Here is a 24,725-nt window from a genome sequence, read left to right as displayed (position 1 = left end):
CCCTGAAAAATCTGCACTGGGGCAATGAGCTGCAGAAAAAAATACTGCAAACCACTTGGTACAAGGCCTACAGCGAATACCCACTATTCACTCACAAAGTACGCACAAGTTATCCACAGGCGCTCGCCTTGCAAAGCCCCCGATACCGCATTATCTTGTATCCCCAGCGCAGCGAACCACTAGATGTTGGGTTTCACGTACCAACCCCAAGCACGAGTCAGCAGAGAAACTCAAGCGATTTTTCTGCCTGAACTTATTGTGGTTTCAACAACCAAACCGCTCCAGCGGAGATGGAGAGCAACAGCTTTTGGGCTAGCCCCATAGCCTTTGACTTCGGCCAGGGAGCGGCATGTTCTTTGCCCCTTATTCCTGAGTCTGTCCCGAAGTCGGTACGCCCGAGCGGGCGGATGCGTGCGCATGACGCATCCCCGCCAGGGCCGTCGAACGAGTGGACAGAACGGTGGGCGCCCAAAAGGCGCCTGAACATATAGAAATTGTGGAGACACCCACCCATGCAAACCGACACAACTCGCGAGAACCCGCAGGCTTTGGCGCCGCAGGCTGCCGATTCCAACCAGGATCTGGCCGCGACCGCTCCGGGCCAGCTGCGCGTGATCAAGCGCAACGGCACTGTCGTCCCTTACACCGACGACAAGATCACCGTGGCCATCACCAAAGCGTTCCTCGCAGTTGAAGGCGGCACCGCCGCTGCCTCGTCGCGCATCCACGACACCGTCGCGCGCCTGACCGAACAGGTCACCGCCACGTTCAAGCGTCGCATGCCATCGGGTGGCACCATCCACATCGAAGAAATCCAGGACCAGGTCGAACTGGCGCTGATGCGTGCCGGCGAGCAGAAAGTCGCCCGTGACTACGTGATCTACCGCGACCAGCGTGCCAAAGAGCGCGCCACCCGCGCCAACACCGACGCCGCGATCGAGCCGCACCCAAGCATCCGCATCACGCTGGCCGACGGCAGCCTGGCGCCGCTGGACATGGCGCGCCTGAACACCATCATCAGCGAAGCCTGCGAAGGCCTGGCCGAGGTCGATGGCGACCTGATCCAGCGCGAAACCCTGAAGAACCTGTACGACGGCGTGGCCATCAAAGACGTCAACACCGCACTGGTGATGACCGCCCGTACCCTGGTAGAGCGCGAGCCGAACTACTCGTTCGTCACTGCCCGCCTGCTGATGGACACCCTGCGTGCCGAAGGCCTGGGCTTCCTGAACGTCGCCGACAGCGCCACCCACCACGAGATGGCCGACCTGTACGCCAAGGCCCTGCCGGCCTACATCGCCAAGGGTGTCGAGTTCGAGCTGCTGAACCCGGCCCTGGCCGACTTCGACCTGGACAAACTAGGCAAGGCGATCAACCACGAGCGCGACCAGCAGTTCACCTACCTGGGCCTGCAGACCCTGTACGACCGCTACTTCATCCACAAGGATGGCGTACGCTTCGAGCTGCCGCAGGTGTTCTTCATGCGTGTGGCCATGGGCCTGGCGCTGGAAGAGAAAGACAAGGAAGCCCGTGCGATCGAGTTCTACAACCTGTTGTCGTCCTTCGACTACATGGCCTCGACCCCGACCCTGTTCAACGCCGGCACCCTGCGCCCGCAGCTGTCGAGCTGCTACCTGACCACCGTGCCGGACGACCTGTCGGGCATCTACCACGCGATCCACGACAACGCCATGCTGTCGAAATTCGCCGGTGGCCTGGGCAACGACTGGACCCCTGTGCGTGCACTGGGCTCCTACATCAAGGGCACCAACGGTAAATCCCAGGGCGTCGTACCCTTCCTCAAAGTGGTCAACGACACCGCCGTGGCCGTGAACCAGGGCGGCAAGCGCAAAGGCGCGGTGTGTGCCTACCTGGAAACCTGGCACCTGGACATCGAAGAATTCATCGAGCTGCGCAAGAACACCGGTGATGACCGTCGTCGTACCCACGACATGAACACCGCCAACTGGATTCCTGACCTGTTCATGAAGCGCGTCTTCGATGACGGCAAATGGACCCTGTTCTCGCCATCGGAAGTGCCAGACCTGCACGACCTGACCGGCAAGGCCTTCGAAGAGCGCTACGAGTACTACGAAGCCCTGACCGAGTACAACAAGATCAAGGTGTTCAAGACCATCCAGGCCAAAGACCTGTGGCGCAAGATGCTGTCGATGCTGTTCGAGACCGGCCACCCATGGCTGACCTTCAAGGACCCGTGCAACCTGCGCTCGCCGCAGCAGCACGTGGGCGTGGTCCACAGCTCGAACCTGTGCACCGAGATCACCCTGAACACCAACAAGGACGAGATCGCGGTCTGCAACCTGGGCTCGATCAACCTGCCGAACCACATTGTCGATGGCAAGCTGGACACCGCCAAGCTGCAACGCACCGTGAACACCGCCGTGCGCATGCTCGACAACGTGATCGACATCAACTACTACTCGGTGCCGCAAGCACGCAACTCGAACTTCAAGCACCGCCCGGTCGGCCTGGGCATCATGGGCTTCCAGGACGCACTGTACCTGCAGCACATCCCTTACGGCTCCGACGCTGCCGTCGAGTTCGCCGACAAGTCGATGGAAGCGGTCAGCTACTTCGCGATCCAGGCGTCCTGCGACCTGGCCGATGAGCGCGGCGCATACGAGACCTTCCAGGGTTCGCTGTGGTCCAAAGGCATCCTGCCGCTGGATTCGCAACAGATCCTGATCGAGGCCCGTGGCCAGAAGTACATCGACGTCAACCTGGAAGAAACCCTGGACTGGGCACCGGTACGTGCCCGCGTACAGAAAGGTATCCGTAACTCGAACATCATGGCCATCGCGCCGACCGCGACCATCGCCAACATCACCGGCGTGTCGCAGTCCATCGAGCCGACCTACCAGAACCTGTACGTGAAATCGAACCTGTCGGGCGAGTTCACGGTGATCAACCCGTACCTGGTCCGCGACCTGAAAGCCCGCGGCCTGTGGGACTCGGTCATGATCAACGACCTGAAGTACTACGACGGTTCGGTGCAGCAGATCGAGCGTATCCCGCAGGAGCTCAAAGACCTGTACGCCACCGCGTTCGAAGTCGAGACCAAGTGGATCGTCGATGCCGCCTCGCGTCGCCAGAAGTGGATCGACCAGGCGCAATCGCTGAACCTGTACATCGCCGGCGCTTCGGGCAAGAAGCTGGACGTGACCTACCGCATGGCCTGGTACCGTGGTCTGAAGACCACCTACTACCTCCGTGCCCTGGCCGCGACCAGCACCGAGAAGTCGACCATCAACACCGGCAAGCTCAACGCCGTTTCCAGCGGTGGCGACAGCGCCCCGGTCCAGGCAGCCGGCCCAGCGCCAGTGCCGAAGGCCTGCGCGATCGACGAGCCTGACTGCGAAGCCTGCCAGTAAGGCCTAATGCCGCGCGGGGTGCCTAGGGGTGCCACGCGCGGCATTTTTGTATCCGCGCCTCACAGAAACCTTGGCCCTTGCCCGCCGCTCGCGCGGCTCGGTAGAAGTCGCCACCGCAGCTCGTGTTGCCTGACCCGGCCTCATCGCTGGGACCCGCGACACAATCCTCTCTAAACACTATATGGTGTGCCTTAAAATTTAAACTGGCACAAGATATAGGTTGGCGCTACACTCTCCCTCCGTAGAACAACACAGCCATTTCGTGAACGGACGCACGCAAAACCGGTCGAAAAAGTTACCCTCGCCCGCAAGACATGCGCCCCGATCGAAGGTGAATTCCGGTATACTTTGCGCCCTCTGAAAAGAGCGCCATTCAGTGTCCTGGCCCCTCCCCGAGGCCTGGCCAGGACAAGCCAGAACACATTCAGATGTAAACGAGAGTCAGCCTCTCGAGCTGTCCATTCGCCGTTACGGCCTTGCGTCAGGCATCACATTCTTAAAATCCAACCGGTTGCCCCATGGCGACCCTCAAGCAGGAGCCAAACCATGCTGAGCTGGGACGAATTCGACAAAGAAGACGGCGAAGTAGCCGCCAAAGGCAACACCCCTGCGCAGGCCACTGCCGCCGCCACCCTCGACAAGCTCGACAGCGCCGGCGGTGCCGCCGCCCTGGAAGCCCGTGCGGCCACCGCTTCTGACTCCGATGCCGTCAAACGTGCCAAGGCTGCCCTCGACGCCCTCGACGTTGCCGAAGGCCTGGCCGAGCTGGGAGGCTCCGCAGCCCGTGTTGCCGTTGATGAAAAGCGCATGATCAACTGCCGCGCCGACCTGAACCAGCTGGTACCGTTCAAGTACGACTGGGCCTGGCAGAAGTACCTCGACGGCTGCGCCAACCACTGGATGCCGCAAGAGGTCAACATGACCGCCGACATCGCCCTGTGGAAGAGCCAGGACGGCCTGACCGAAGACGAGCGCCGTATCGTGATGCGCAACCTCGGCTTCTTCTCCACCGCCGACTCGCTGGTTGCCAACAACCTGGCCCTGGCCGTGTACCGCCTGATCACCAACCCGGAGTGCCGCCAGTACATCCTGCGCCAGGCCTTCGAAGAGGCGATCCACACCCACGCCTACCAGTACTGCATCGAGTCGCTGGGCATGGATGAAGGCGAGATCTTCAACATGTACCACGAGATCCCGTCGGTCGCGAAGAAAGCCGCCTGGGGCCTGAAGTACACCCGCGCCATCTCCGACCCAGAGTTCAACACCGGCACCGTCGAAACCGACAAAGAGCTGCTGCGCAACCTGATCGCCTACTACTGCGTGCTGGAAGGCATCTTCTTCTATTGCGGCTTCACCCAGATCCTGTCCATGGGCCGCCGCAACAAGATGACCGGCGTTGCCGAGCAGTTCCAGTACATCCTGCGCGACGAGTCGATGCACCTGAACTTCGGTATCGACGTGATCAACCAGATCAAGATCGAGAACCCACACCTGTGGGACGCGGCGATGAAGGAAGAAGCGACCCAGATGATCCTGCAAGGGACCCAGCTGGAGATCGAATACGCCCGTGACACCATGCCACGCGGTGTATTGGGCATGAACGCTGCGATGATGGAGGACTACCTCAAGTTCATCGCCAACCGTCGTTTGACCCAGATTGGCTTGAAGGAAGAGTACCCTGGGACTACCAACCCGTTCCCATGGATGAGCGAGATCATGGACTTGAAGAAAGAGAAGAACTTCTTTGAGACGCGCGTGATCGAGTATCAGACGGGTGGGGCGTTGAGCTGGGATTGATATCCAAAGGGCTGCCAAGAGGCAGCCCTTTTTATTGAGGCAATACAGGCTACCTGAGCTCTTTTCGGAAATTGAGTTTGTTACCTATGGCAGATCAGGAGCGTTGATTAAGCACTCCGCAAGCTCAAACTTGGAAACTTAATCTTAGACCTACCCTCATATATCCCGGCAACCACAGCCAAAGCAAAAAAGCCTAACAAAGAAGTTCAGAAAAGGACTACAGCTTTTGAGTTTGACGGGGTCGTCTGATCGATTTACTTTCTCCGCGGCGCCTAAGAAACGCCTCACGTAGCGGTCAATCCGCCCCGACAGATGCGGCATTTTTTTGCCTGTGGTTTAATCCTGCGCGCAGAAAACGTGTTATGTCGGGAGCGGACTAATACAAGACCCGCAAGGGGAATACGTCCGGTCCGCTACGTGGGATTTCTTAGCTCCCGACACCCAGCCCTAAGAAAGCTGAAATCACGTAGAGGCAAAGGAAATGCCTATCAAGCCTAGCAATACCGTACCTTCCCCACATGCACCACACTTGCTCGAGTCTTTAGAGATTGCGGAGGCCGGCCATGACTGACCTTCACACCCCTATCCTCTTCACCCGCCACAACCGCCCCCTCCACTCGCTCTGGTTCTGCGCTCACGAACTAGGCCGGCTGAGCGCTCGCTTCTTCGATGAACACTGCATTCGCAAACTCGACCCGGACCAGTACCGCAACGTGCAGCTGCTGCGCTATGGGCAGTGTCAAGAGACCATGATGGTCAGCGAATCCGGGGCCTACACCTTATTGGCGCATCATCACATTCCGGAGAACCGCCATCTGCGCTGGTGGCTGACGCATGAGGTGGTGGCGGTTCTGCGCGATGGGCAGGCGGCAGCATTCGAGGATGTGCCGCGACTTGGACAGATGTGTTGGCCAGGCGGGCGTACGGCGACGCTGTTGTATTGGCAAAGTGAGCCCTGGGTTAGGATGCGGGATATGCCGGTAATGATGGCGGGGGAAGCGGCCGGACACTCGCCGATGGCGAAGCGCAAAATGAGCTGGCGCGAGTGCGCTCAGCGGGCATTGCGCATGCATGGCGTCTAAAGGGCTGCTGTGAGCACCACGTAGCGAATACCGATCAACTCTCTTCATAAAAGCCTCTATAAGCATGCTTAAGCCACTTAAGAATGCTTATAGAGGCGTTAAATGCCGGAGTCTTATAGGCTTGCCGCCTACCTCGAATGCTCTGCAGAATCCAGTGGAAGACGTACCCTCCATGATTCGTCTGCCCGTACACTCGAGTCCGCACTCGGGTTTTCAGTAAATATAAGCAGTGCTATAGTCATGCTTACCTTCGATAAAAACGCTTATAGAATATCTTAAAATGCTCGCCTTCCCCTTGATGTGTGCAGACCGGCTAACGAAAATCGGGCTTCTGGTCAAAACCAGACGGCTAGAACGTCGAATGCGTCAGAAAGATCTTGCAGCTCAATCCGGCCTGTCTACCACCACGCTGAGCAAAATCGAAGCAGGTACGCCGACTGTGGAAATGCGCAGCTATATGACCGCACTGTGGCATCTCGGCCTGCTTGACGATGTCTTCAAGGAAATCCCTGAGGCCTCCCCCGCGCCCTACACCACCGAGCATCGCGTGCGGCTCAAGCGTATCTCCGAGGATGATTTCTGATGCCTTCACTGTACATTTACATCCAGCAACCTGGATCGCTTGAGGTCACCACGCTCGGGCGCCTTACCGTGGAAAAGGGTGTAGGTGAGTTCGTCTACAGCCCTGACTATTACAAGGCAGGGGGCTGGGTGCCTGATCCACTGCACTACCCTCTGCGCGTGGAGCCCTATACCAACATTACCAAGAACGGCGGCCTTCCTGGCTTCATCAGGGATGCCGCGCCGGATGGCTGGGGCGAGCGGCTGGTCATCCGCGAGCATGGCGGCGAGATGGACGCTATCAGTTACCTGCAGAAGTCGCCCAACCATGATCGCGCCGGCAGCCTGATGGTGGGCAGCAGCAAAGTGCCACCTGAAGGCATCGGCCAGGCAGGTCTGGGCACACTCACTCAATTGGATGCGTTCATCCAGTTTGCAGACGGAGTCCAGGGCGGCTTCCCACCTGGCACGGATAGAGCGACCAAGGCTACGTTGCAGCAACGCTCCTCGCTCGGTGGTGCGCGCCCCAAATGTACCTTGGTCGAGGCAGGCAGATTCATCCTGGCCAAACCTCGGGATCGCCACGACAACTACGACATCCCTTCGCTTGAATATGCGTGCATGGTATTCGCCGCCAGCAAAGGCTTGAATGTTGCCAACGTTCGCTTGCACAAAGGGCGGGTCAACACATTGCTGGTCGACCGGTTTGACAGAGCGCCGGCAGCTAACGGCCAATACGTACGCGTTCCGATGCTAAGCGGCTTGACCTTGCTCGACAGCAACTGGCTCGGGCAGGGGGATTGGAAGAAATGGCATTACGGGGTGCTGGTAGACGAAATGAACCGCCGTGGCGTGCCGGAAGCGGACCGCCAGGAGCTGTTCAAGCGGATCTGTTTCAACATTCTTGTCGGTAACGATGATGACCATCCTAAGAATGTGGCAGTGGTGTTTACGAACGACTGCTGGCGATTGTCGCCGATGTATGACGTAGTGCCGACTACCGATGGGGCCCCGCCTTCACGCCTGGCAATGGCTATCGGGAGTTATGGGCATGAAATTTCACGACGAAACCTGTTGAGCCAAGTTGAACACTATGGGCTCTCCCAGGCGCAGGCCATCGAGGCAATTGATGAAGTGGCGAGCTGGGCACCGGATCTCGAGGAGCATTATCGTCGCAGCCTCGAAGCGCCGGAGCGGGACCTTGCCATAATGGCCATGGGTGCAAGCAAACTGCTTGAATGACCTGCAAGCACAGCATTCGAGCGTGGACCGGGGGGGACAACTGGATAAGGGAGAGGCCTCGCCCACGCCGACAAGGGGCAGAAGTGTGCCCGACATGGAACAAGCCAGTCACGTGGTCGAGGGCGAGGCCGTGGAGGAGTATAAGGCCGGTTGGCGGAGACACCAACCCCCTCGAAGCGCTTCAATTCAGGCTTGACTCAATCAGGAGCCGCCAAGCGGCTCCTATACCTATCGTCAGGCAGTGACGGCGTTGTCCGCCTGCGCTTGCGGTGCGTCTAGCAGGTTGTGCAGGGTATTGAGGAACAGATCGAAGCTCATGATCCCGTTACCGACGGTCGACAACAGTGTTTGACCGCTCGCGTCCTTGATAACGACCAACTCTGTCCACTGATTGAGGTCGACATTGGCCAGGCTGCTCAACGCGACCTTGCGGCCATCGATGTCGAGCGCGTCGCGGGTGACGGTCAGGGGCTTGGTGGTGACGTTAAAGAAGTCGCCACTGATCCGCTTGCCCCATACCTGTTTGGTGTCGAGATAGTTGAACTGCACCCCGCCACCGTTTTGAAGCGTGGCGTATACCGCTGGCAGCCGTTCGTTCAGATGCTGGTCGCGCACCTGTTCGATAAAGGCGAACAGGCCCTTTAGGTGCGGATTGACCCGGCGGAAAGGCTCGCTTGCGTTGCGCCGATAAGCCAGGTTGTTGATGAGGCCTGCGAAGGCTGTCTGGCCAGAGGCGAACAGGTACACGTCATTCATCTCGCTGAAAGGCACGTAGTCACGTTCGCTGCCGATGATCTGGCAGATGCCTTTTTCGTAGACCTCGTAACGCGCTTTGCGCAGCTTTATCTGCCACAGGGCCAGGGCGAACATGCTCAGCCCGAGCACAGCCAGCAAGGCGACGGTGAAGTAGAAGATGTGCTTGGGTCCGTTGAATTGCAGGTCGCTGGCGATACTCTGGTAGCCGACGAAAACGGCCAAGCCGAAGAAGATGCTGCCCAGGATGAGCATGCTGATGATCAGCGCCTTGCCGTAGCCATAGGTGCCCAGCAGCTTACCGGTGGATGTAGGTGGGGTGTATTGCATGATGGAGCCTCCTTGCGTGTGAAAATGACATCATGTCGAGGGTGGCAGTAAGACATGTCCTGTTAGCAATGGTTCATGGGGAAGGGTGCGCTCGGTACGCACGCTTGCAGAGGCGCTCAACAATCTCACCGGGTTTTAAATCCAACATAACGCGTCTTAAACCCCCTGATCCGGTCCTGATACACAAAGTTCCAGGGTTACCGGCCTATCAACGCCCTTCACACCGACTTTAGTCGTAGTATCTCTTTCAAGGCAGGGGGATGCCCGGGCTAGAGCTTCCGTTGATGAAAAATGCCTCTCAAAAAGGTGCTACACGAGGATTTATTCGCCTTGGTAGGCGTTGACATTACCGCCTGCGCTTGCTAAAAAATCGCCATAGTTGTACGACAACACATAACAAAAACAACAATCAGTGGACACTCTCCCCATGTCGACCCCCATCGCGCTACACCCAAGCCTCGCACCGCCCTCCATTGCATCACGCCCGGCCACCTAGTGCCGTAAACCCGGTTCACCCTACCCGGCCTTCACCGGCCCGTACCCACCCGCTCCTGCCGCAGGCCGCTTTCGCGTGCCCGGTGGACGGGTTGCCTCACCCTTTTGTGGAGCACAACAATAATGAAAATCTGCCAAACCCTTCCCCTCGCCCTGCTGGGCGCCGGCATGATCGGGAGCTTGCCGGGCACCAGCGTGGCCGCAGGCTTCATCGAGGATTCCAAAGCCACGCTTGGCCTGCGCAACTTCTACATCAACCGCAACTTCACCAACCCCAGCAACCCGCAGAGCAAAGCCGAGGAGTGGACGCAGAGCTTCATCCTCGATGCACGCTCAGGCTTCACCGAGGGGCCGATCGGTTTCGGTGTGGATGTGCTGGGGATGTGGTCGGTGAAGCTCGATGGCGGTGGCGGCACCTATGGCACCGCCCTGCTGCCACGGCATGACGATGGCCGGCCGGCGGATGACTTCGGGCGCCTGGCGGTGGCGGGCAAGGCGCGGATTTCCAAGACTGAGCTGAAGATCGGTGAGTGGATGCCAGTGCTGCCCATCCTGCGTTCCGACGATGGCCGCTCGCTGCCACAGACCTTCCGCGGTGGGCAAATCACGTCCAATGAAATCGCCGGGCTGACGCTGTACGGCGGGCAGTTCCGCGGCAACAGCCCGCGCAACGACGCCAGCATGGACGACATGAGCTACGCCGGCGCCCTGTCGGACCGGTTCAACTTCGTCGGTGGCGAATACAAGTTCAACCAGGACCGCACCCTGGTCGGGCTGTGGAACGCTGTGCTCAAGGACGTCTATGAGCAGCAGTACCTGCAGCTGAGCCATAGCCAGCCGGTGGGCAGCTGGACCTTCGGCGCCAACCTCGGCTACTTCCACGGCGGCGAAGACGGCTCCGAGAAGGCCGGGCAATTGGACAACAAGACGTATTCGGGGATGTTCTCGGCCAAATATGGCGGCAACACGTTCTGGGTGGGCCTGCAGAAAGTCGATGGCGATACCTGGATGCGGGTCAACGGTACCAGCGGCGGGACCTTGGCCAACGACAGCTACAACTCCAGTTTCGACAATGCCAACGAGCGCTCCTGGCAGGTGCGTCATGACTTCAACTTCGTCACCGTTGGCGTGCCGGGGCTGACGCTGATGAACCGCTACATCAGCGGCAAGGACGTGCACACCGCGTCGGTCAGCGACGGCAAGGAGTGGGTGCGGGAAACGGAGCTGGCCTATGTGATCCAGAGCGGGGCGTTCAAGGACCTGAGCGTTAAATGGCGCAACTCCTCGATTCGGCGCGACTACAGCAACAACGAATTCGATGAGAACCGGTTGATCTTCAATTACCCACTGTCGTTGCTGTAAAGGCAGGCACGTGGCGGCCCATCGCGCCGTGGCTCGCGATGGGCCGCAAGGTCACAGAAATAACATTGACAACCCCGGAAGTCACTGCCGATAATCCAGGCAAGTCATACGACAACCTACAACAATTAACAAAAGAGCCGGCCATGACCACTACCCCCCTCAAGCGCCTGCTGCTCACCGGAGCCGCAGGCGGCCTGGGCAAGGTCCTTCGCGAACGCCTGCAAGGCTACGCCGAGGTCCTGCGCCTTTCCGATATCAGCCCGATGGCACCTGCTGCGGGCCCGCATGAAGAGGTCGTGACCTGCGACCTGGCCGACAAGGCCGCCGTCCACGCACTGGTAGAAGGTGTCGACGCCATCCTCCATTTCGGCGGCGTATCCACCGAACACGCCTTCGAAGACATCCTCGGCCCCAACATCTGCGGTGTGTTCCACGTTTACGAGGCGGCGCGCAAGCATGGGGTCAAGCGCATCATCTTCGCCAGCTCCAACCACACCATCGGTTTCTACCGCCAGGACGAGCGCATCGACGCCCACGCCCCGCGCCGGCCCGACAGCTACTACGGGTTGTCCAAGTGCTACGGCGAGGATGTGGCCAGCTTCTACTTCGACCGCTATGGCATCGAGACCGTCAGCATCCGCATTGGCTCGTCCTTCCCCCAGCCACAGAACCTGCGGATGTTGTGCACCTGGCTAAGTTACGACGACCTGGTGCAGCTGATCGAACGCGGGCTGCACACCCCCAATGTAGGCCACACCATCGTCTACGGTGCCTCCGACAACCGCACCGTATGGTGGGACAACCGCTATGCCGCACACCTGGGCTACGCGCCGAAAGACACCTCCGAGGTGTTTCGCGACGTGGTAGAGGCCCAGCCGGCCCCTGCCGCCGATGACCCGAGCATGGTCTATCAGGGCGGCGCCTTCGCCGTTGCCGGACCGTTCAACTGATACCCAGTGCTTCAGGAGGCCCGGCCATGAACTGCGAACTGATCGTCGACGCCCGCAACGGCACCGGCGAAAGCCCCGTGTGGCACCCCACCGAACAAGCCCTGTACTGGGTCGACATTCCTGCCCGCACGCTGCATCGCTGGCAGCCCGATGGCGCGCACCAGAGCTGGCAAGGCGACGAGATGATCGCCTGCATAGCGCGCACTGAGCAGGGCTGGATCGCCGGCATGGAAAGCGGCATCTTCCAGCTTGAAACCAGGGCCGATGGCAGCCTGGCCAGCCACTTGCTCAGCGCCGTCGACCATGCCCGCAGCGGTATGCGGTTCAACGATGGGCGTTGTGACCGCCAGGGCCGCTTCTGGGCCGGCACCATGCTGATGGACATGCAGCAAAGCGCCACGGTCGGCGCGCTGTACCGGCATGACGGCGAGGGCCGCTTGCACCTGCAGCAGGACGGCATGATCGTGCCCAATGGCCTGGCCTTCAGCCCCGACGGCACGCGCATGTACCTGTCGGACTCGCACCCTGACGTGCAGAAAATCTGGGTGTTCGACTACGACATTGACAGTGGCACACCCCACAACAAGCGGCTGTTCGTCGATATGCATGCCTTCCCCGGCCGCCCGGACGGCGCTGCCATCGACCAGGACGGCTGTTACTGGATTTGCGGCAACGATGCCGGTCAGGTCCATCGGTTTACACCGGATGGCCGCCTGGACCGCTCACTCAACGTGCCGGTCAAAAAGCCAGCGATGTGCGCTTTCGGCGGCTCCAACCTGGACACCCTGTTCGTCACCTCGATCCGCCCCGCAGGCATCGACCTCGGCGACCAGCCGCTGGCCGGGGGCGTTTTTGCTTTCGAACTCGGCGTCAAAGGCCTGGAGGAACCTGCCTGCCGGGGCTGAACACCCGTACTGCCAACCACACTCGCACGCCCGAAACCAGATAATAAAAACCACGGAGTTTCATCATGACGTTCAAACGCAAGCTGCTTCTTGCTGCACTCCCGTTCGCTTTCAGCCTCTCCCTGCCAGCCCACGCGCTGGACATCAAGTTCGCCGAGATCCACCCGGCCGGTTACCCGACCGTGGTCGCCGAGCAGAACATGGGCAAGAAGATCGAAGCGGCCAGCAATGGCGAGATCACTTTCAAGATGTTCCCTGGCGGCGTCCTGGGCTCGGAAAAGGAAGTCATCGAGCAGGCGCAGATCGGTGCCGTGCAGATGACCCGCGTCAGCCTGGGGATCGTCGGCCCGGTGGTGCCTGACGTGAATGTGTTCAACATGCCGTTCGTGTTCCGCGACCATGACCACATGCGCAAGATCATCGACGGCGATATCGGCCAGGAGATCCTCGACAAGATCACCAATTCCGAATTCAACCTGGTGGCCCTGGCCTGGATGGACGGTGGCTCGCGCAGCATCTACACCAAGAAGCCGGTGCGCAGCCTGGAAGACCTCAAGGGCATGAAGATCCGCGTGCAGGGCAACCCGCTGTTCATCGACATGATGAACGCCATGGGGGGCAACGGCATCGCCATGGATACCGGCGAGATCTTCAGCGCCCTGCAGACCGGGGTGATCGACGGCGCCGAAAACAACCCGCCAACCCTGCTCGAGCACAACCACTATCAGAGCGCCAAGTACTTCACCCTCACTGGCCATCTGATCCTGCCAGAGCCGGTGGTGATGTCCAAGACCACCTGGAACAAGCTCACCCCTGAGCAGCAGACGCTGGTGAAGAAGGTCGCCCGCGAAGCGCAGATGGAAGAGCGTGCGCTGTGGGATGCCAAGACTGCCGCCAGTGAAGAGAAACTCAAGGCTGCAGGCGTGGAGTTCATCACCGTCGACAAGAAACCGTTCTTCGACGCTACCGCTTCGGTACGCGAGAAATACGGTGCACCGTACGCCGACCTGATGAAGCGTATCGACGCCGTACAGTAATACCGGCCCCCTTCCAAGTTTGACCCCGGCAGTGCGACGTGCGACGCCCGTCGCCCTGCCGCTTTGGTGATACCTATGAAATCGCTTTTCCTGAGCGTCAACGACACGCTCTACCGCAGCTGTATCTGGGTCGCGGGCCTGTCGATCCTGGCCATGTCGCTGATCATCCCTTGGGGCATCTTCGCCCGCTATGTGCTGGGTACCGGCTCCAGCTGGCCGGAGCCGGTAGCGATCCTGCTGATGGTGGTGTTCACCTTTGTCGGCGCTGCCGCCAGCTACCGGGCCGGCGCGCACATGGCGGTGGGGATGATCACCGACCGTTTGCCACCCCTGCAGCGCCAGCTGGTTGCACTGCTGGTTCAGGTGCTGATGATCCTGGTATGCGTGTTCATGACCTACTACGGCGTCAAGCTGTGCATCACCACGTGGAACCAGTCGCTGGCCTCGTTGCCTGGGGTGCGGGTGGGCATGACCTACGCGCCGATCCCCGTCGGTGGCCTGCTGACCCTGGTTTTTGTACTGGAAAAACTCCTGCTGGGCGATCAGAGCAACCGCAAGGTGGTTCGTTACGATCTGGCCGAAGAAAACGAAGGAGCTGCGTAAATGGATGCGTTCATTCTGTTGGGCAGCTTCATCGTGCTCATCCTGATCGGTATGCCGGTGGCCTTCGCTCTGGGCCTGTCGGCGCTGATCGGCGCCTGGTGGATCGACATCCCGCTGCAGGCGATGATGATTCAGATCGCCAGTGGGGTTAACAAGTTTTCGCTGCTCGCCATTCCGTTCTTCGTGCTGGCTGGCGCAATCATGGCCGAAGGTGGCATGTCACGGCGTTTGGTGGCCTTCGCCGGCGTGCTGGTGGGCTTCGTACGGGGCGGTTTGTCGCTGGTCAATATCATGGCCTCGACCTTCTTCGGCGCCATTTCCGGCTCGTCGGTGGCTGACACCGCATCGGTAGGCTCGGTACTGATCCCCGAGATGGAGCGCAGGGGCTACCCGCGCGAGTTCTCCACGGCGGTAACCGTCAGCGGCTCGGTGCAGGCATTGCTCACCCCACCCAGCCACAACTCGGTGCTGTACTCGCTGGCGGCGGGCGGCACGGTGTCGATTGGCTCGCTGTTCGTTGCGGGGATCATGCCGGGCTTACTGCTGAGCGCGGTAATGATGGGCCTGTGCCTGATGTTCGCCAAGAAGCGCAACTACCCCAAAGGCGAGGTTATCCCGCTGCGCCAAGCGCTGAAGATCGCCGGCGAAGCACTGTGGGGCCTGATGGCGATGGTGATCATCCTCGGCGGTATTCTCTCGGGGGTGTTCACCGCCACCGAATCAGCGGCCGTGGCGGTGGTTTGGTCGTTCTTCGTGACCATGTTCATCTACCGTGACTACAAATGGCGCGACCTGCCCAAGCTGATGCACCGTACGGTTCGGACCATCTCGATCGTGATGATCCTGATCGGCTTTGCCGCCAGCTTCGGCTACGTGATGACGCTGATGCAGATCCCGTCGAAGATCACCACCTTGTTCCTGACCTTGTCAGACAACCGCTATGTGATCCTGATGTGCATCAACTTCATGCTGTTGCTGCTGGGCACGGTGATGGACATGGCGCCGTTGATTCTGATCCTGACGCCCATCCTGCTGCCGGTCATCACCGGCATAGGTGTGGACCCGGTGCAGTTCGGCATGATCATGCTGGTGAACCTGGGCATCGGCTTGATCACACCACCGGTCGGTGCGGTGCTGTTCGTCGGCTCGGCCATCGGCAAGGTGAGTATCGAATCGACGGTGAAGGCGCTGCTGCCGTTCTACATCGCGCTGTTCCTGGTGCTCACCGCGGTCACCTACATCCCGGCCATCTCGCTGTGGCTGCCGAGCGTCGTGCTGTAACCGACCTCATCCGGGGCCGCTGTGCGGCCCATCGCCGGCATGCCGGCTCCCAGGTACCGCGCCGATCTGATGGATCATGCGAAACCTGTGGGCGCTGGCGTGCCGGCGATGGGCTGCGCAGCAGCCCATGGACACTCCTGCAAATGGACCCTGCACATGGCTGTCGCTGTTTCTACCTCGCTTTTCCCACGCAAGCTGGCGGTCGCGCTACTGGCGCTGCTGGCCTGCTCGTTCGCCGGCAACCACATTGCCGCACGCATCGCCTTCGATGACGACACCGGCGTTCTGCTGGCCATCCTCTGTCGTTCCGGCATCACCTTCCTGGTGCTGGCCAGCCTGGTGCTGTGGCAGCGCCAGCCACTGAGCCTGCCGGCTGGCACGCGGCATTGGCAACTGCTGTTGGGCCTGCTGATCGCCACCCAGAGCCTGTGCCTGTACTCGGCCGTGGCGCGCATCCCGGTTGCCTTGGCGCTGCTGGTAGGCAACACCTTCCCGATGCTGCTGGCGCTGCTGACCTGGGCGCTGGGCGGCGCTCGCCCGACCGGGCGCACCGTGCTGTTCATGGGGCTGATCCTGTGTGGCCTGGTGCTGGCGCTGGATGTACCTGGGCGCCTGAGCAATGAGGGTGAGGCCAACCCGCACTGGCTTCTGGGCGTGGGCCTTTCGTTCTGCGCCGCCTGCGTGTTCGCCTGCGCGTTGTGGATCACTGACCACAAACTGGCGGCGGTTCGCGGCCCGGTGCGTAGCTTGCTGACCCTGTTGATCGTGTTCGCCAGCATGCTGGTGGCCGGTGCCAGCGGGGTGATGCCATCCGGGTTGTCGCTGCCGGCCAGCGCCAGCGGCTGGGCAGCGTTGGCCAGCCTGGTGGTGCTGTATGGCGTGGCCTTCACCTTGCTGTTCGTCTGCGTGCCACGGCTGAACATGGCGCAGAACGCGCCGGTGATGAATATCGAGCCCATCGCTACGCTCCTGCTGGGTTGGGCTTTGCTGGATCAACGCCTGGGCACCTGGCAATTGATCGGCGCCGCCGTGGTGGTGTGCGGCATCGTGCTGCTGACCTACCGCCGGGCCAACTGACCCGCTTTGTGAAAGGAGCCGCTGATGGCTGTCACCGAACTGCAGCTGCAAGACCGCCTGACCCGCCTGACCCTGGCGCCCGAGCTGGGCGCCAGCCTGATCAACTGGGAAGTGAAGGCGACCGGGCAGGCGCTGCTGCGTCATACCGACCCGGCGACGCTGGCCAGCAGTACACCGCGGCAGTTGGCGTGCTACCCCTTGGCGCCGTGGTCCAACCGCATCGGCGAAGGTGGTTTTGCAAGACCCGAAGGTTGGCTGGCCCTGGCGCCCAACACCCCACACGATTTGTATCCGATTCATGGCACTGCCTGGCAGCAGGCCTGGCAGGTGGCTCACCACACTGAGCGAAGTGCCAGGTTGACCCTTCAGAGCAGCGTGCCGTTCGCCTACCGGGCGGTACTGGATGTGCATGTGCATGAAGGTTGCCTGAGGCTTGACCTGCATGTGACGCATCTGGATGAGCCCGCTACGTGGTACGGGCTGGGCTTGCATCCTTACTTCCCGCGCTACCCGGACACCCGGCTGCGGGCAGCGGCGCAGCATGTGTGGCTGGCCGAAGAGGGGCGGTTGCCGTCCTACAAGGCAGCGGTGCCTGAAGCGTGGCGCTTCGATGCGCCGGCCGGCCTGCCGAGCACCGTGGTCGACCATGCGTTCGGCGGCTGGGCCGGCGACTGCGTGATCGAACAGCCCGCGGCCGGTTATCGCCTGGCATGCAGCGCCAACGGCGCCGAGCATTTCTTGCTGTTCTGCCCCCAGGACAAACCGTTCTTCTGCTTTGAGCCGGTCAGCCATCCAATCAATGCCCATCACCTGCCGGGGCAACCGGGGCTGCGTTTGTTGCAGCAGGGTGAAGAAATGAGCCTGGGGTTCAGCCTGGAGTACCAGGCGATCCAGACGGTTGTCAGCGAGCAAGCGGAGCCGGGTGGCCCGAAGGCAGGATGACGTCAGTCCAGCCCTTGGGCCCGCAGCTCATGCGCCAGCATGTCGACGAACGCGCGCACCTTGGCCGAACCGTGCTTGCTTTCGCGGTGCAGCACATGGATCGGCCATGGGGCTTCTTCATAGTCGGCAAGGATCACCTGTAACTGCCCGCTGGCAATCTCGTCCACCACCTGATACGACAGCAACCGGGCAACCCCCAGCCCACCCACCGCCGCGGCAATCGCACCGTCGTTGCTGGTCACGGTGAGCCTGGGTTGGATGCGCACCAGGGTCGGTTCGTCCGTCACGCCGAAGCGCCAGCCCGCGCGCGGGGACAGGTTGGTGGTGGCGATCACCGCATGCGCCGGCAAGTCCGAGGGGTGCTGCGGCACGCCATGGCGCAGCAGGTATTCAGGCGAGGCGCAGAGCATGCGCCTGACCCTGCCCACGCGCAGGGCCTTGAGGCCGGAGTCGGGCAGCGGACCGATACGCACGGCAACGTCCATGCCCTCCTCGACCATGTTGACGATGCGGTCGAGGAAGTAGGCAGATACGTTGACCTCGGGGTACTGCTGCAGATAACGCACGATGCTCGGCATGACGAATTTCTTGCCGAAAAGGATGGGCGCAGTGACCGCCAGCTCGCCTTTGGGCGTGGCGTTGATGCCGGCGGCGGCCTCGTTGGCCTCAAGGATGCTGGCGAGGATATGGCGGGTGTCCTCCAGATAGCGGCCACCCGCCTGGGTCAGGCGCACGCTGCGCGTGGTGCGTAGCAACAGTTTGACGCCGAGCATGTCCTCGAGCGCGCTGACAGCGCGGGTTACGGCAGCGGGTGAGATATCCAGGCGGCGGGCGGCGGCTGCGAAGCTTTCCAGCTCGCCTACCGCAACGAACACCTTCATCAGGTGAATCTGGTCCATGTCAGCTCCTGGGGACGGGTGTCGAGTGATTATCAGCCATCTGCAGGCGGCATCAAATGTCCAGTACCAACGCTTGCCCACCCTCCTGCGTTTTGCCCGGCACCGCGCAACAGATCAGCACTGTCCCCGCGTCCGGCATCTGCGCAGGCGGGTTCGGGTAATGCACCTGGCCGCTCACCACCTTGGTCTTGCAGGTGCCGCACGACCCGCCCCGGCAGCTGAAGTCCGGGGACAACCCTCGGGCCTCGGCAAGTTCCAGCAAGGTACCACCGCCCGGCGCCCAGCGCGCCTCCTTGGCCGAGCTGGCGAAGTACACCGGCACCGGCTCGCTGGCAGCCGGTGGCTGCTGCAATGTCGGCTGGTTGTCGTCGGTATGACGCTTCAGGGTCGACGGGCCGAAGGCTTCTGCATGGATGCGCTTGTCGGGTACATGAATGGCGCGCAGCCCTTCGTACAGCTCTTGGGTAAAACTGGCGGGCCCACACAGGTAGAAGTCGTAGTCATCCAGCGTCAGCTTCGCTTTGACCTGCTCGATCGCCAGGCGCCCGGCATGGTCGTAGTCGCGTCCTGGTAGTGCATCGTCCTCGGGCTGGCTAAGGAAACGATGCACACTCAACAGGCCGCCTGCCTGCTCGCCCAACGCCGCCAGTTCCTGTTGAAATGGCAAGTCGGCGAGGCGGCGGGCGCCGTGGAACAGATGGATTCGCCGCGCCTGCTGCCGGGCCAGCTGCTCGCGCAACATGGCGATCAGCGGGGTAATGCCCACGCCTGCCCCCATCAGCACGATGGGCCTTGCACTGTCGCCATCCAAGGTGAAACTGCCCATGGGCAGCCGCACGTCGAGCAGATCGCCCACGCCGACCTGTTCGTGCAGATACCGCGAAGCCGCCCCCTGGGCCTTCACGCTGATGCGCAGGTAGCCGTCCGATGGCGCGCACGACAGGCTGTAGGTGCGAATCAACGGCGTCTCGCCTCCCAAGGCCAGGCGCACCGGAATGTGCTGCCCTGGGGCGAACGTTACCGGCCTATCTGGGGCGAGGTAGAACGAGCGAATGTCTCGGCTTTCCTGCTCCACCCGCTGCACACGCCAGGCCAGCCATTGGCGCTGCCGTTCGCGCTGCTGCAGGCGCTGCTCGGCCTCGGCCCAGGTGCCGGTCATCAGGCTGGTAGGCGCGTACTCCTGGAAGGCCCAGCGCAATGACACGCCAGCCCGGCGCAGCACGACCTGTTCGACCTGAAGCGTCCATAGCCGCTCGGCGCCTTCGAAGTCTTTGATCAGTGGGCTGTCGAGCACAATAGTGGTGCGGCCAGTCAGTTGCAGGACATCACCGTTGCTGAAATCGACGAACAACAACCCTGCCTGCGGATTTTCCAACAGGTTGCCGAGGGTATTGAAGTGCAGGTTGCCGGCATAGTCGGGGATGGTCAGGCGGTTGCCATCGACCTTGACGAACCCGGCCCGGCCGCCGCGGTGCGAGACGTCCACCGCGCGGTGGCCGTCTGGGTGGTCTATGTAGCTGGCCACGAAAAAGGTGTCGGCCTGCTCGATCATGGTCACCGCATGGGCATCCAGCACGCTTGAATCCAGCCGCCCCTGCGCCGGCTCATCGACACGCGTGTAAGCACGCATCTGGATGTACTGGGGACAATTGCCGAAAGCATGCTCCACCGCCACCGCCAGCCGCCCATCGTTCCCTTGCTGGATAAGGCCGTTGATGCGATTGCGGCGGCGGCTGTGCAGCTCGATGCCCAGCAGGCCGACAGCACCACCTGGGCCCAGGCCTGGCGCTGCCGGGTCGTCACTGGCGAGCTGGGTGTCGATCAGCAACTGCCGAGGGTCGGGCGAACTGACGAAGCCTTCGGGGCCTTCAAGCAGTGTCGCCCAGGGTTTACCGTGGGCGTCCACGGCACCTGCAACTAGAAACGGCAATTGCCGGTAGAAGTCGCGGTGCTGGTCGGGCATGTAGTCACGAATGACCTTCCGCCCGAACACCTCCATACGTTCCGCCACACCGGCCTGTTCCTGCAGCCGTTTCTCGCCAGCGTGCCAAGGGGAAGTTCGAGGGTCTGGTAGTGCTTGCATGGCGGCGTTCCTCGGTAGGGTAGCGGCTCAGGCGCTGGCTTGCAGGCCCACGGCGGTACGTGGCATGGCAACGAAGCCGGGCAGCGCTTCGACACGCGCCAGCCAGGCACGCACGTTGGGGTACGGGTCCAGCGAGACATTGCCTTCGGGGGCATGGGCGATGTACGAATAGTTGGCGACGTCGGCGATGGTTGGCTCGCTGCCCACCAGGAAGGGCGTCTTGGCCAGCTCGGCATCCATCACCTTGAGCAAGCTGTGGGCACGGCCGATGACTTCGTCGGTGTTGAACGAGGCGCCGAACACCGTGACCAGGCGAGCGGCAGCAGGGCCGAAAGCAACGGGCCCGGCAGCAACCGACAGCCAGCGCTGCACGCGGGCAGCGGCAAGCGGGTCTTGGGGCAGCCACTGGCCACGTTTGTCGTAAGTACCCGCGAGGTAGACGAGGATGGCGTTGGAGTCGGCGATGACAGTACCGTTGTCATCGATCACAGGTACTTGGCCGAACGGGTTGATGGCGAGAAATTCCGGCTGCTTGTGCGCCCCTTTGGCCAGGTCTACGAAGACCAGTTCGGTGGGCAGGTTCAGCAGTGACAGCATCAGCTCGATGCGGTGGGCATGGCCGGACTTGGGGAAGTTGTAGAGTTTGATCATGGTCTGCGCTCCAGGCGTGGCACCGGGGTGGTGCTGCTGGAACACATGCTGCGCTGATTCGGCGGGCAGCAGAATCAGCGCGCAGAGGAGATCATAATTTCGCTAGGCGAAATAATGACCCTGGGCAGATCAATGTCGTTGCTGCTTCTGATACCGATACAAGCCCTTGGCTGCAGCGACCACGTGGGGCACACAAGCCTGAAGCTCATCGACGCTCATGGTATCAAGCAGTTCGAAGTTATCTTCCAGCCCGTGCAGCGAAATGGCCTTGAGCAGTTGATCCTGCTCTGGCGGAAGGTCGCCCCATTGCGCGACCTGGGTAGCGCGCATGTAGCCAAAGCACCACTCCTCCATGATGATCGCTGGCCCTTCCTCGCCTTCACTTTCTTCGAACACCGGCTCGAAGCCGTCGACATCCTCCGCAAGCTGTTCCGCCACCTGGTGGGCATAGCGCAGCATCAGTGCCGTGTAGGCTTCTTCATGGGCAGGCTTCTTGAACTTCGGCACCTTGCCACCGGCGACCGCAGGTAACCACTGCTCAGGGTTGACCCGACCCGGCGAGCTGGCCAGGCCGGTGAAAAAGCCGTTGAGCTCGGCAAGGTTGAGTACCGAATAGTCGTTACCGTAGGTGATCAGCAGGTCTTCAAGGCGGTTGAGCTCTTTTTCGCTGAGGGGAGGAAGCATGGGGGCACATCCTGAAAAGCCAAAGTCTGTGCACCCTATCACAGCGGCGGGGCAAGGGCTTCACGCAGCCTCAGTAGCCGCAACGTAGCAGCTCACGAGTAGCGGGCAACCCGGTAACACCTGCGCCGATGATGCAGATCCGATGCTCCGGTTGAACAGCACGCGCGATACCACCTTCTTGCTCAATCAGACGGCGATAGTCAAACCAAAGATCTGGTGTGCAGGCTCTGCCGATTACCCGCTTGAAAGCCGACACTGTTGCGGTGCCAGCGCAGCCTGATCCCCGCAAAGCGCCACACCCGCAAATCACTGGCCTAAAAGACCAGTGATGTTCCCGGGGGAGGCGGTTTGCCAGGGATAGGACTTTACGGCTTACACCGCCAGCGCGCGCTCACGCAGCTCGCTGTTGAGGATGCGGTCGTTCTCGCTGTAATCGACCGGGCAGTCGATCACGTGCACACCCGGGGTCTTGATGCAATGCTCGAGCAGCGGCAGCAAACCTTCGGCGCTTTCTACGCGATGGCCATTGGCACCGTAGGCTTCGGCGTACTTGACGAAGTCCGGGTTGCCGTAGTCCAGGCCGAAATCGGTGAAGCCCATGTTGGCCTGCTTCCAGCGGATCATGCCGTAGCCGTCATCACGCAGGATCACCACGGTAACGTGCATGCCAAGACGGACTGCGGTTTCCAGCTCTTGGCTGTTCATCATGAAGCCGCCGTCGCCACACACCGAGATCACCGGACGGTCCGGGTACACCAGGTGGGCTGCCATCGCCGACGGCAGGCCAGCACCCATGGTCGCCAGGGCGTTGTCGAGCAGTACGGTGTTGGGCTTGTGAGCCTTGTAGTTACGGGCGAACCAGATTTTGTAGATGCCGTTGTCCAGGGCGACGATGCCTTCGGACGGCAGTACGCGGCGGATATCGGCAACCAGGCGCTGAGGGTAGACCGGGAAGCGGTCATCGTCGGCGCCTTCGGCGATCTGGGCTTCGTTGGCTTCACGAATCGCCATCAGGCGGGTGAAGTCCCAGTGCGAAGTGTCGCCCAGGCCTTCAGCGATCTGCCAGACGGCGTTGGCGATGTCGCCGATCACTTCAACCTGCGGGAAGTACACGGCGTCGACTTCGGCGGAACGGAAGTTGATATGGATGACTTCGGTGCCGCCACGGACCATGAAGAACGGCGGCTTCTCGATCACATCGTGGCCGATGTTGACGATGAGATCGGCCGCTTCGATCGCACGGTGCACGAAATCACCGGACGACAGCGCAGCGTTACCCAGGAAGCGCGGGCTGCGCTCGTCAACCACACCCTTGCCCAGCTGGGTGGTGACGAACGGGATACCGGTCTTGTCGACCAGTTGCTTGAGGACCTTGGCAGTCATCTTGCGGTTGGCGCCGGCACCGATCACCAGGATAGGGCTGCGTGCGGTGCGCAGTTTCTCGATGGCAGCTTCGATGGCCACGTGCTCGGCCAGCGGACGGCGGTGCAGGCTGCGCGGGATCGGCATGGCATCGGTCTGCTCGGCGGCGATGTCTTCCGGCAGCTCCAGGTGCACGGCACCCGGTTTTTCTTCTTCGGCCAGGCGGAACGCTTCACGCATGCGCGAAGGGATATTGTCGGCCGAGGCGAACTGGTGGGTGTACTTGGTGATGGGATCCATCATGCCGCACACATCGATGATCTGGAAGCGGCCCTGCTTGGACTTCTTGATCGGCTTCTGGCCGGTAATCATCATCATCGGCATGCCGCCCAGGTAGGCGTAAGCACTGGCGGTGACCAGGTTGGTAGCGCCGGGGCCCAGGGTCGACAGGCTGACGCCGGTCTTGCCGGTCAGGCGGCCATAGGTGGCTGCCATGAAGCCCGCAGACTGCTCGTGGCGGGTCAGTACCAGCTTGATCTTCGACTTGCGCAGGGATTCCAGCAGGTCGAGGTTTTCCTCACCAGGAATGCCGAACACATACTCGACACCTTCGTTTTCCAGGCATTGCACAACGACATCGGCGGCCTTGGCCATCTTGCTTGTAACCTCAGTTGTATAGGACGGTGAAGGTCCAGAAATGCGCAGCACGGCACGCTGGCATCGCTCTATCCGGGCGCGAGGGTGCCCCGAACCTAAGCCTTGACGCAGCTTGGGCAGGGCAAAGTCACGTAAACGAACAGGATTAATTGTCGCACCCTTCGGCGCGTTTGCGCAGGTGCGAGACGGACAAAACATCTTTGCCTGGAGAAAGGTGTGCGAATATCGGAAAGACAAAACCCCTACCTGCTTGCGCAGATAGGGGTTTTGCGAAATGAATCTTGACGATGACCTACTCTCACATGGGGAAACCCCACACTACCATCGGCGATGCATCGTTTCACTACTGAGTTCGGGATGGGATCAGGTGGTTCCAATGCTCTATGGTCGTCAAGAAATTCTGTAGCCAGAATGCCCAGATGGACAGCCCAGCGAATCCGGATATGCGATATTTGTGGTTCGTTGCGAACTTTCGGTTCGTATCATCTTCACCACCGCAATCTGCAGAAGCAAATTGCTTGGGTGTTATATGGTCAAGCCTCACGGGCAATTAGTATTGGTTAGCTCAACGCCTCACAGC

Annotated in this window: 19 protein-coding genes, 1 rRNA gene and 1 pseudogene; 13 read left to right on the top strand and 8 right to left on the bottom strand. The window is 61.1% G+C overall.

Going from position 1 to position 24,725, the window contains the following annotated elements; all coding sequences use genetic code 11:
• Window positions 1-512 precede the first annotated feature (512 nt).
• The 5 genes from JNA92_RS00105 (at window position 513) to JNA92_RS00085 (ending at window position 8,074) form a co-directional block, all read left to right on the top strand.
• Window positions 513-3,392 (top strand): ribonucleoside-diphosphate reductase subunit alpha, encoded by a 2,880-nt coding sequence (locus JNA92_RS00105; protein WP_241802730.1) that lies wholly within the window; start codon window positions 513-515, stop codon window positions 3,390-3,392.
• Window positions 3,393-3,938: 546 nt separating this feature from the next.
• Window positions 3,939-5,189, top strand: a complete 1,251-nt coding sequence (locus JNA92_RS00100) for a ribonucleotide-diphosphate reductase subunit beta (RefSeq protein ID WP_241802729.1) — start codon at window positions 3,939-3,941, stop codon at window positions 5,187-5,189.
• Between the two features lie 563 nt (window positions 5,190-5,752).
• Window positions 5,753-6,271 carry a BRO-N domain-containing protein gene (locus JNA92_RS00095; RefSeq protein ID WP_241802728.1) on the top strand — a complete coding sequence of 173 codons (519 nt, stop codon included), beginning with the start codon at window positions 5,753-5,755 and terminating at the stop codon, window positions 6,269-6,271.
• 280 nt (window positions 6,272-6,551) lie between these two features.
• Window positions 6,552-6,854: a helix-turn-helix domain-containing protein gene (locus tag JNA92_RS00090; RefSeq protein ID WP_347269605.1), complete on the top strand. Its 303-nt coding sequence runs from the start codon at window positions 6,552-6,554 to the stop codon at window positions 6,852-6,854.
• Window positions 6,854-8,074 carry a type II toxin-antitoxin system HipA family toxin gene (locus JNA92_RS00085; RefSeq protein WP_241802726.1) on the top strand — a complete coding sequence of 407 codons (1,221 nt, stop codon included), beginning with the start codon at window positions 6,854-6,856 and terminating at the stop codon, window positions 8,072-8,074. Before JNA92_RS00090 ends, JNA92_RS00085 begins: the two co-directional genes overlap by 1 nt.
• A gap of 234 nt (window positions 8,075-8,308) precedes the next feature.
• Here the strand turns inward: JNA92_RS00085 and JNA92_RS00080 are convergent, their stop codons facing one another.
• Window positions 8,309-9,157 (bottom strand): hypothetical protein, encoded by an 849-nt coding sequence (locus JNA92_RS00080; protein ID WP_241802725.1) that lies wholly within the window; start codon window positions 9,155-9,157, stop codon window positions 8,309-8,311.
• Between the two features lie 618 nt (window positions 9,158-9,775).
• Between JNA92_RS00080 and JNA92_RS00075 the strand changes: the two genes are divergently transcribed.
• The 8 genes from JNA92_RS00075 (at window position 9,776) to JNA92_RS00040 (ending at window position 17,809) form a co-directional block, all read left to right on the top strand.
• A complete protein-coding gene (locus JNA92_RS00075) occupies window positions 9,776-11,014 on the top strand; it encodes an OprD family porin (RefSeq protein WP_241802724.1) in 1,239 nt (412 codons plus the stop codon).
• A gap of 143 nt (window positions 11,015-11,157) precedes the next feature.
• Entirely contained in the window at window positions 11,158-11,964 is an 807-nt protein-coding gene (locus tag JNA92_RS00070) for an NAD-dependent epimerase/dehydratase family protein (protein WP_241802723.1), read from the top strand.
• 26 nt (window positions 11,965-11,990) lie between these two features.
• Window positions 11,991-12,869 (top strand): glucurono-1,5-lactonase, encoded by an 879-nt coding sequence (locus JNA92_RS00065; protein WP_241802722.1) that lies wholly within the window; start codon window positions 11,991-11,993, stop codon window positions 12,867-12,869.
• A 65-nt stretch (window positions 12,870-12,934) separates the two neighbouring features.
• Window positions 12,935-13,906, top strand: coding sequence for a TRAP transporter substrate-binding protein (locus JNA92_RS00060; RefSeq protein WP_241802721.1), 972 nt, complete (start codon window positions 12,935-12,937; stop codon window positions 13,904-13,906).
• A gap of 75 nt (window positions 13,907-13,981) precedes the next feature.
• Entirely contained in the window at window positions 13,982-14,509 is a 528-nt protein-coding gene (locus tag JNA92_RS00055; protein WP_241802720.1) for a TRAP transporter small permease, read from the top strand.
• Entirely contained in the window at window positions 14,510-15,790 is a 1,281-nt protein-coding gene (locus tag JNA92_RS00050; RefSeq protein ID WP_241802719.1) for a TRAP transporter large permease, read from the top strand.
• A 156-nt stretch (window positions 15,791-15,946) separates the two neighbouring features.
• Window positions 15,947-16,867, top strand: coding sequence for an EamA family transporter (locus tag JNA92_RS00045; protein ID WP_241802718.1), 921 nt, complete (start codon window positions 15,947-15,949; stop codon window positions 16,865-16,867).
• A gap of 24 nt (window positions 16,868-16,891) precedes the next feature.
• On the top strand, window positions 16,892-17,809 hold the full coding sequence (locus tag JNA92_RS00040; RefSeq protein WP_241802717.1) for an aldose 1-epimerase: 918 nt from the start codon (window positions 16,892-16,894) through the stop codon (window positions 17,807-17,809).
• 2 nt (window positions 17,810-17,811) lie between these two features.
• On the opposite strand, the gene JNA92_RS00035 is transcribed toward JNA92_RS00040, so the two are convergent.
• From JNA92_RS00035 to rrf, 7 genes and pseudogenes are all read right to left on the bottom strand, one after another.
• Window positions 17,812-18,708 carry a LysR family transcriptional regulator gene (locus JNA92_RS00035; protein ID WP_241802716.1) on the bottom strand — a complete coding sequence of 299 codons (897 nt, stop codon included), beginning with the start codon at window positions 18,706-18,708 and terminating at the stop codon, window positions 17,812-17,814.
• Between the two features lie 52 nt (window positions 18,709-18,760).
• On the bottom strand, window positions 18,761-20,791 hold the full coding sequence (locus JNA92_RS00030) for a pyridoxamine 5'-phosphate oxidase family protein (RefSeq protein ID WP_241802715.1): 2,031 nt from the start codon (window positions 20,789-20,791) through the stop codon (window positions 18,761-18,763).
• 27 nt (window positions 20,792-20,818) lie between these two features.
• Complete coding sequence (locus JNA92_RS00025; RefSeq protein ID WP_241802714.1) at window positions 20,819-21,442, bottom strand: glutathione S-transferase family protein; 624 nt, start codon at window positions 21,440-21,442, stop codon at window positions 20,819-20,821.
• Between the two features lie 129 nt (window positions 21,443-21,571).
• Window positions 21,572-22,126, bottom strand: a complete 555-nt coding sequence (locus tag JNA92_RS00020) for a UPF0149 family protein (RefSeq protein ID WP_241802713.1) — start codon at window positions 22,124-22,126, stop codon at window positions 21,572-21,574.
• A 73-nt stretch (window positions 22,127-22,199) separates the two neighbouring features.
• Window positions 22,200-22,382: pseudogene (locus tag JNA92_RS25900) on the bottom strand (hypothetical protein); the annotation flags it as partial.
• Window positions 22,383-22,498: 116 nt separating this feature from the next.
• The gene (locus tag JNA92_RS00010) at window positions 22,499-24,142 is read right to left on the bottom strand and encodes an acetolactate synthase large subunit (protein ID WP_012313089.1); all 1,644 of its coding nucleotides are present in this window, start codon (window positions 24,140-24,142) and stop codon (window positions 22,499-22,501) included.
• A 282-nt stretch (window positions 24,143-24,424) separates the two neighbouring features.
• A 5S ribosomal RNA gene (gene rrf, locus JNA92_RS00005) occupies window positions 24,425-24,540 on the bottom strand.
• Between the last annotated feature and the right edge of the window lie 185 nt (window positions 24,541-24,725).

The organism is Pseudomonas putida (assembly GCF_022627325.1).
In the GTDB taxonomy this organism is placed as follows: Bacteria; Pseudomonadota; Gammaproteobacteria; order Pseudomonadales; family Pseudomonadaceae; genus Aquipseudomonas; species Aquipseudomonas putida_X.
The sequence above is the reverse complement of the archived record's forward strand: the minus strand, read 5'-3'. Positions and strand labels throughout refer to the sequence as shown.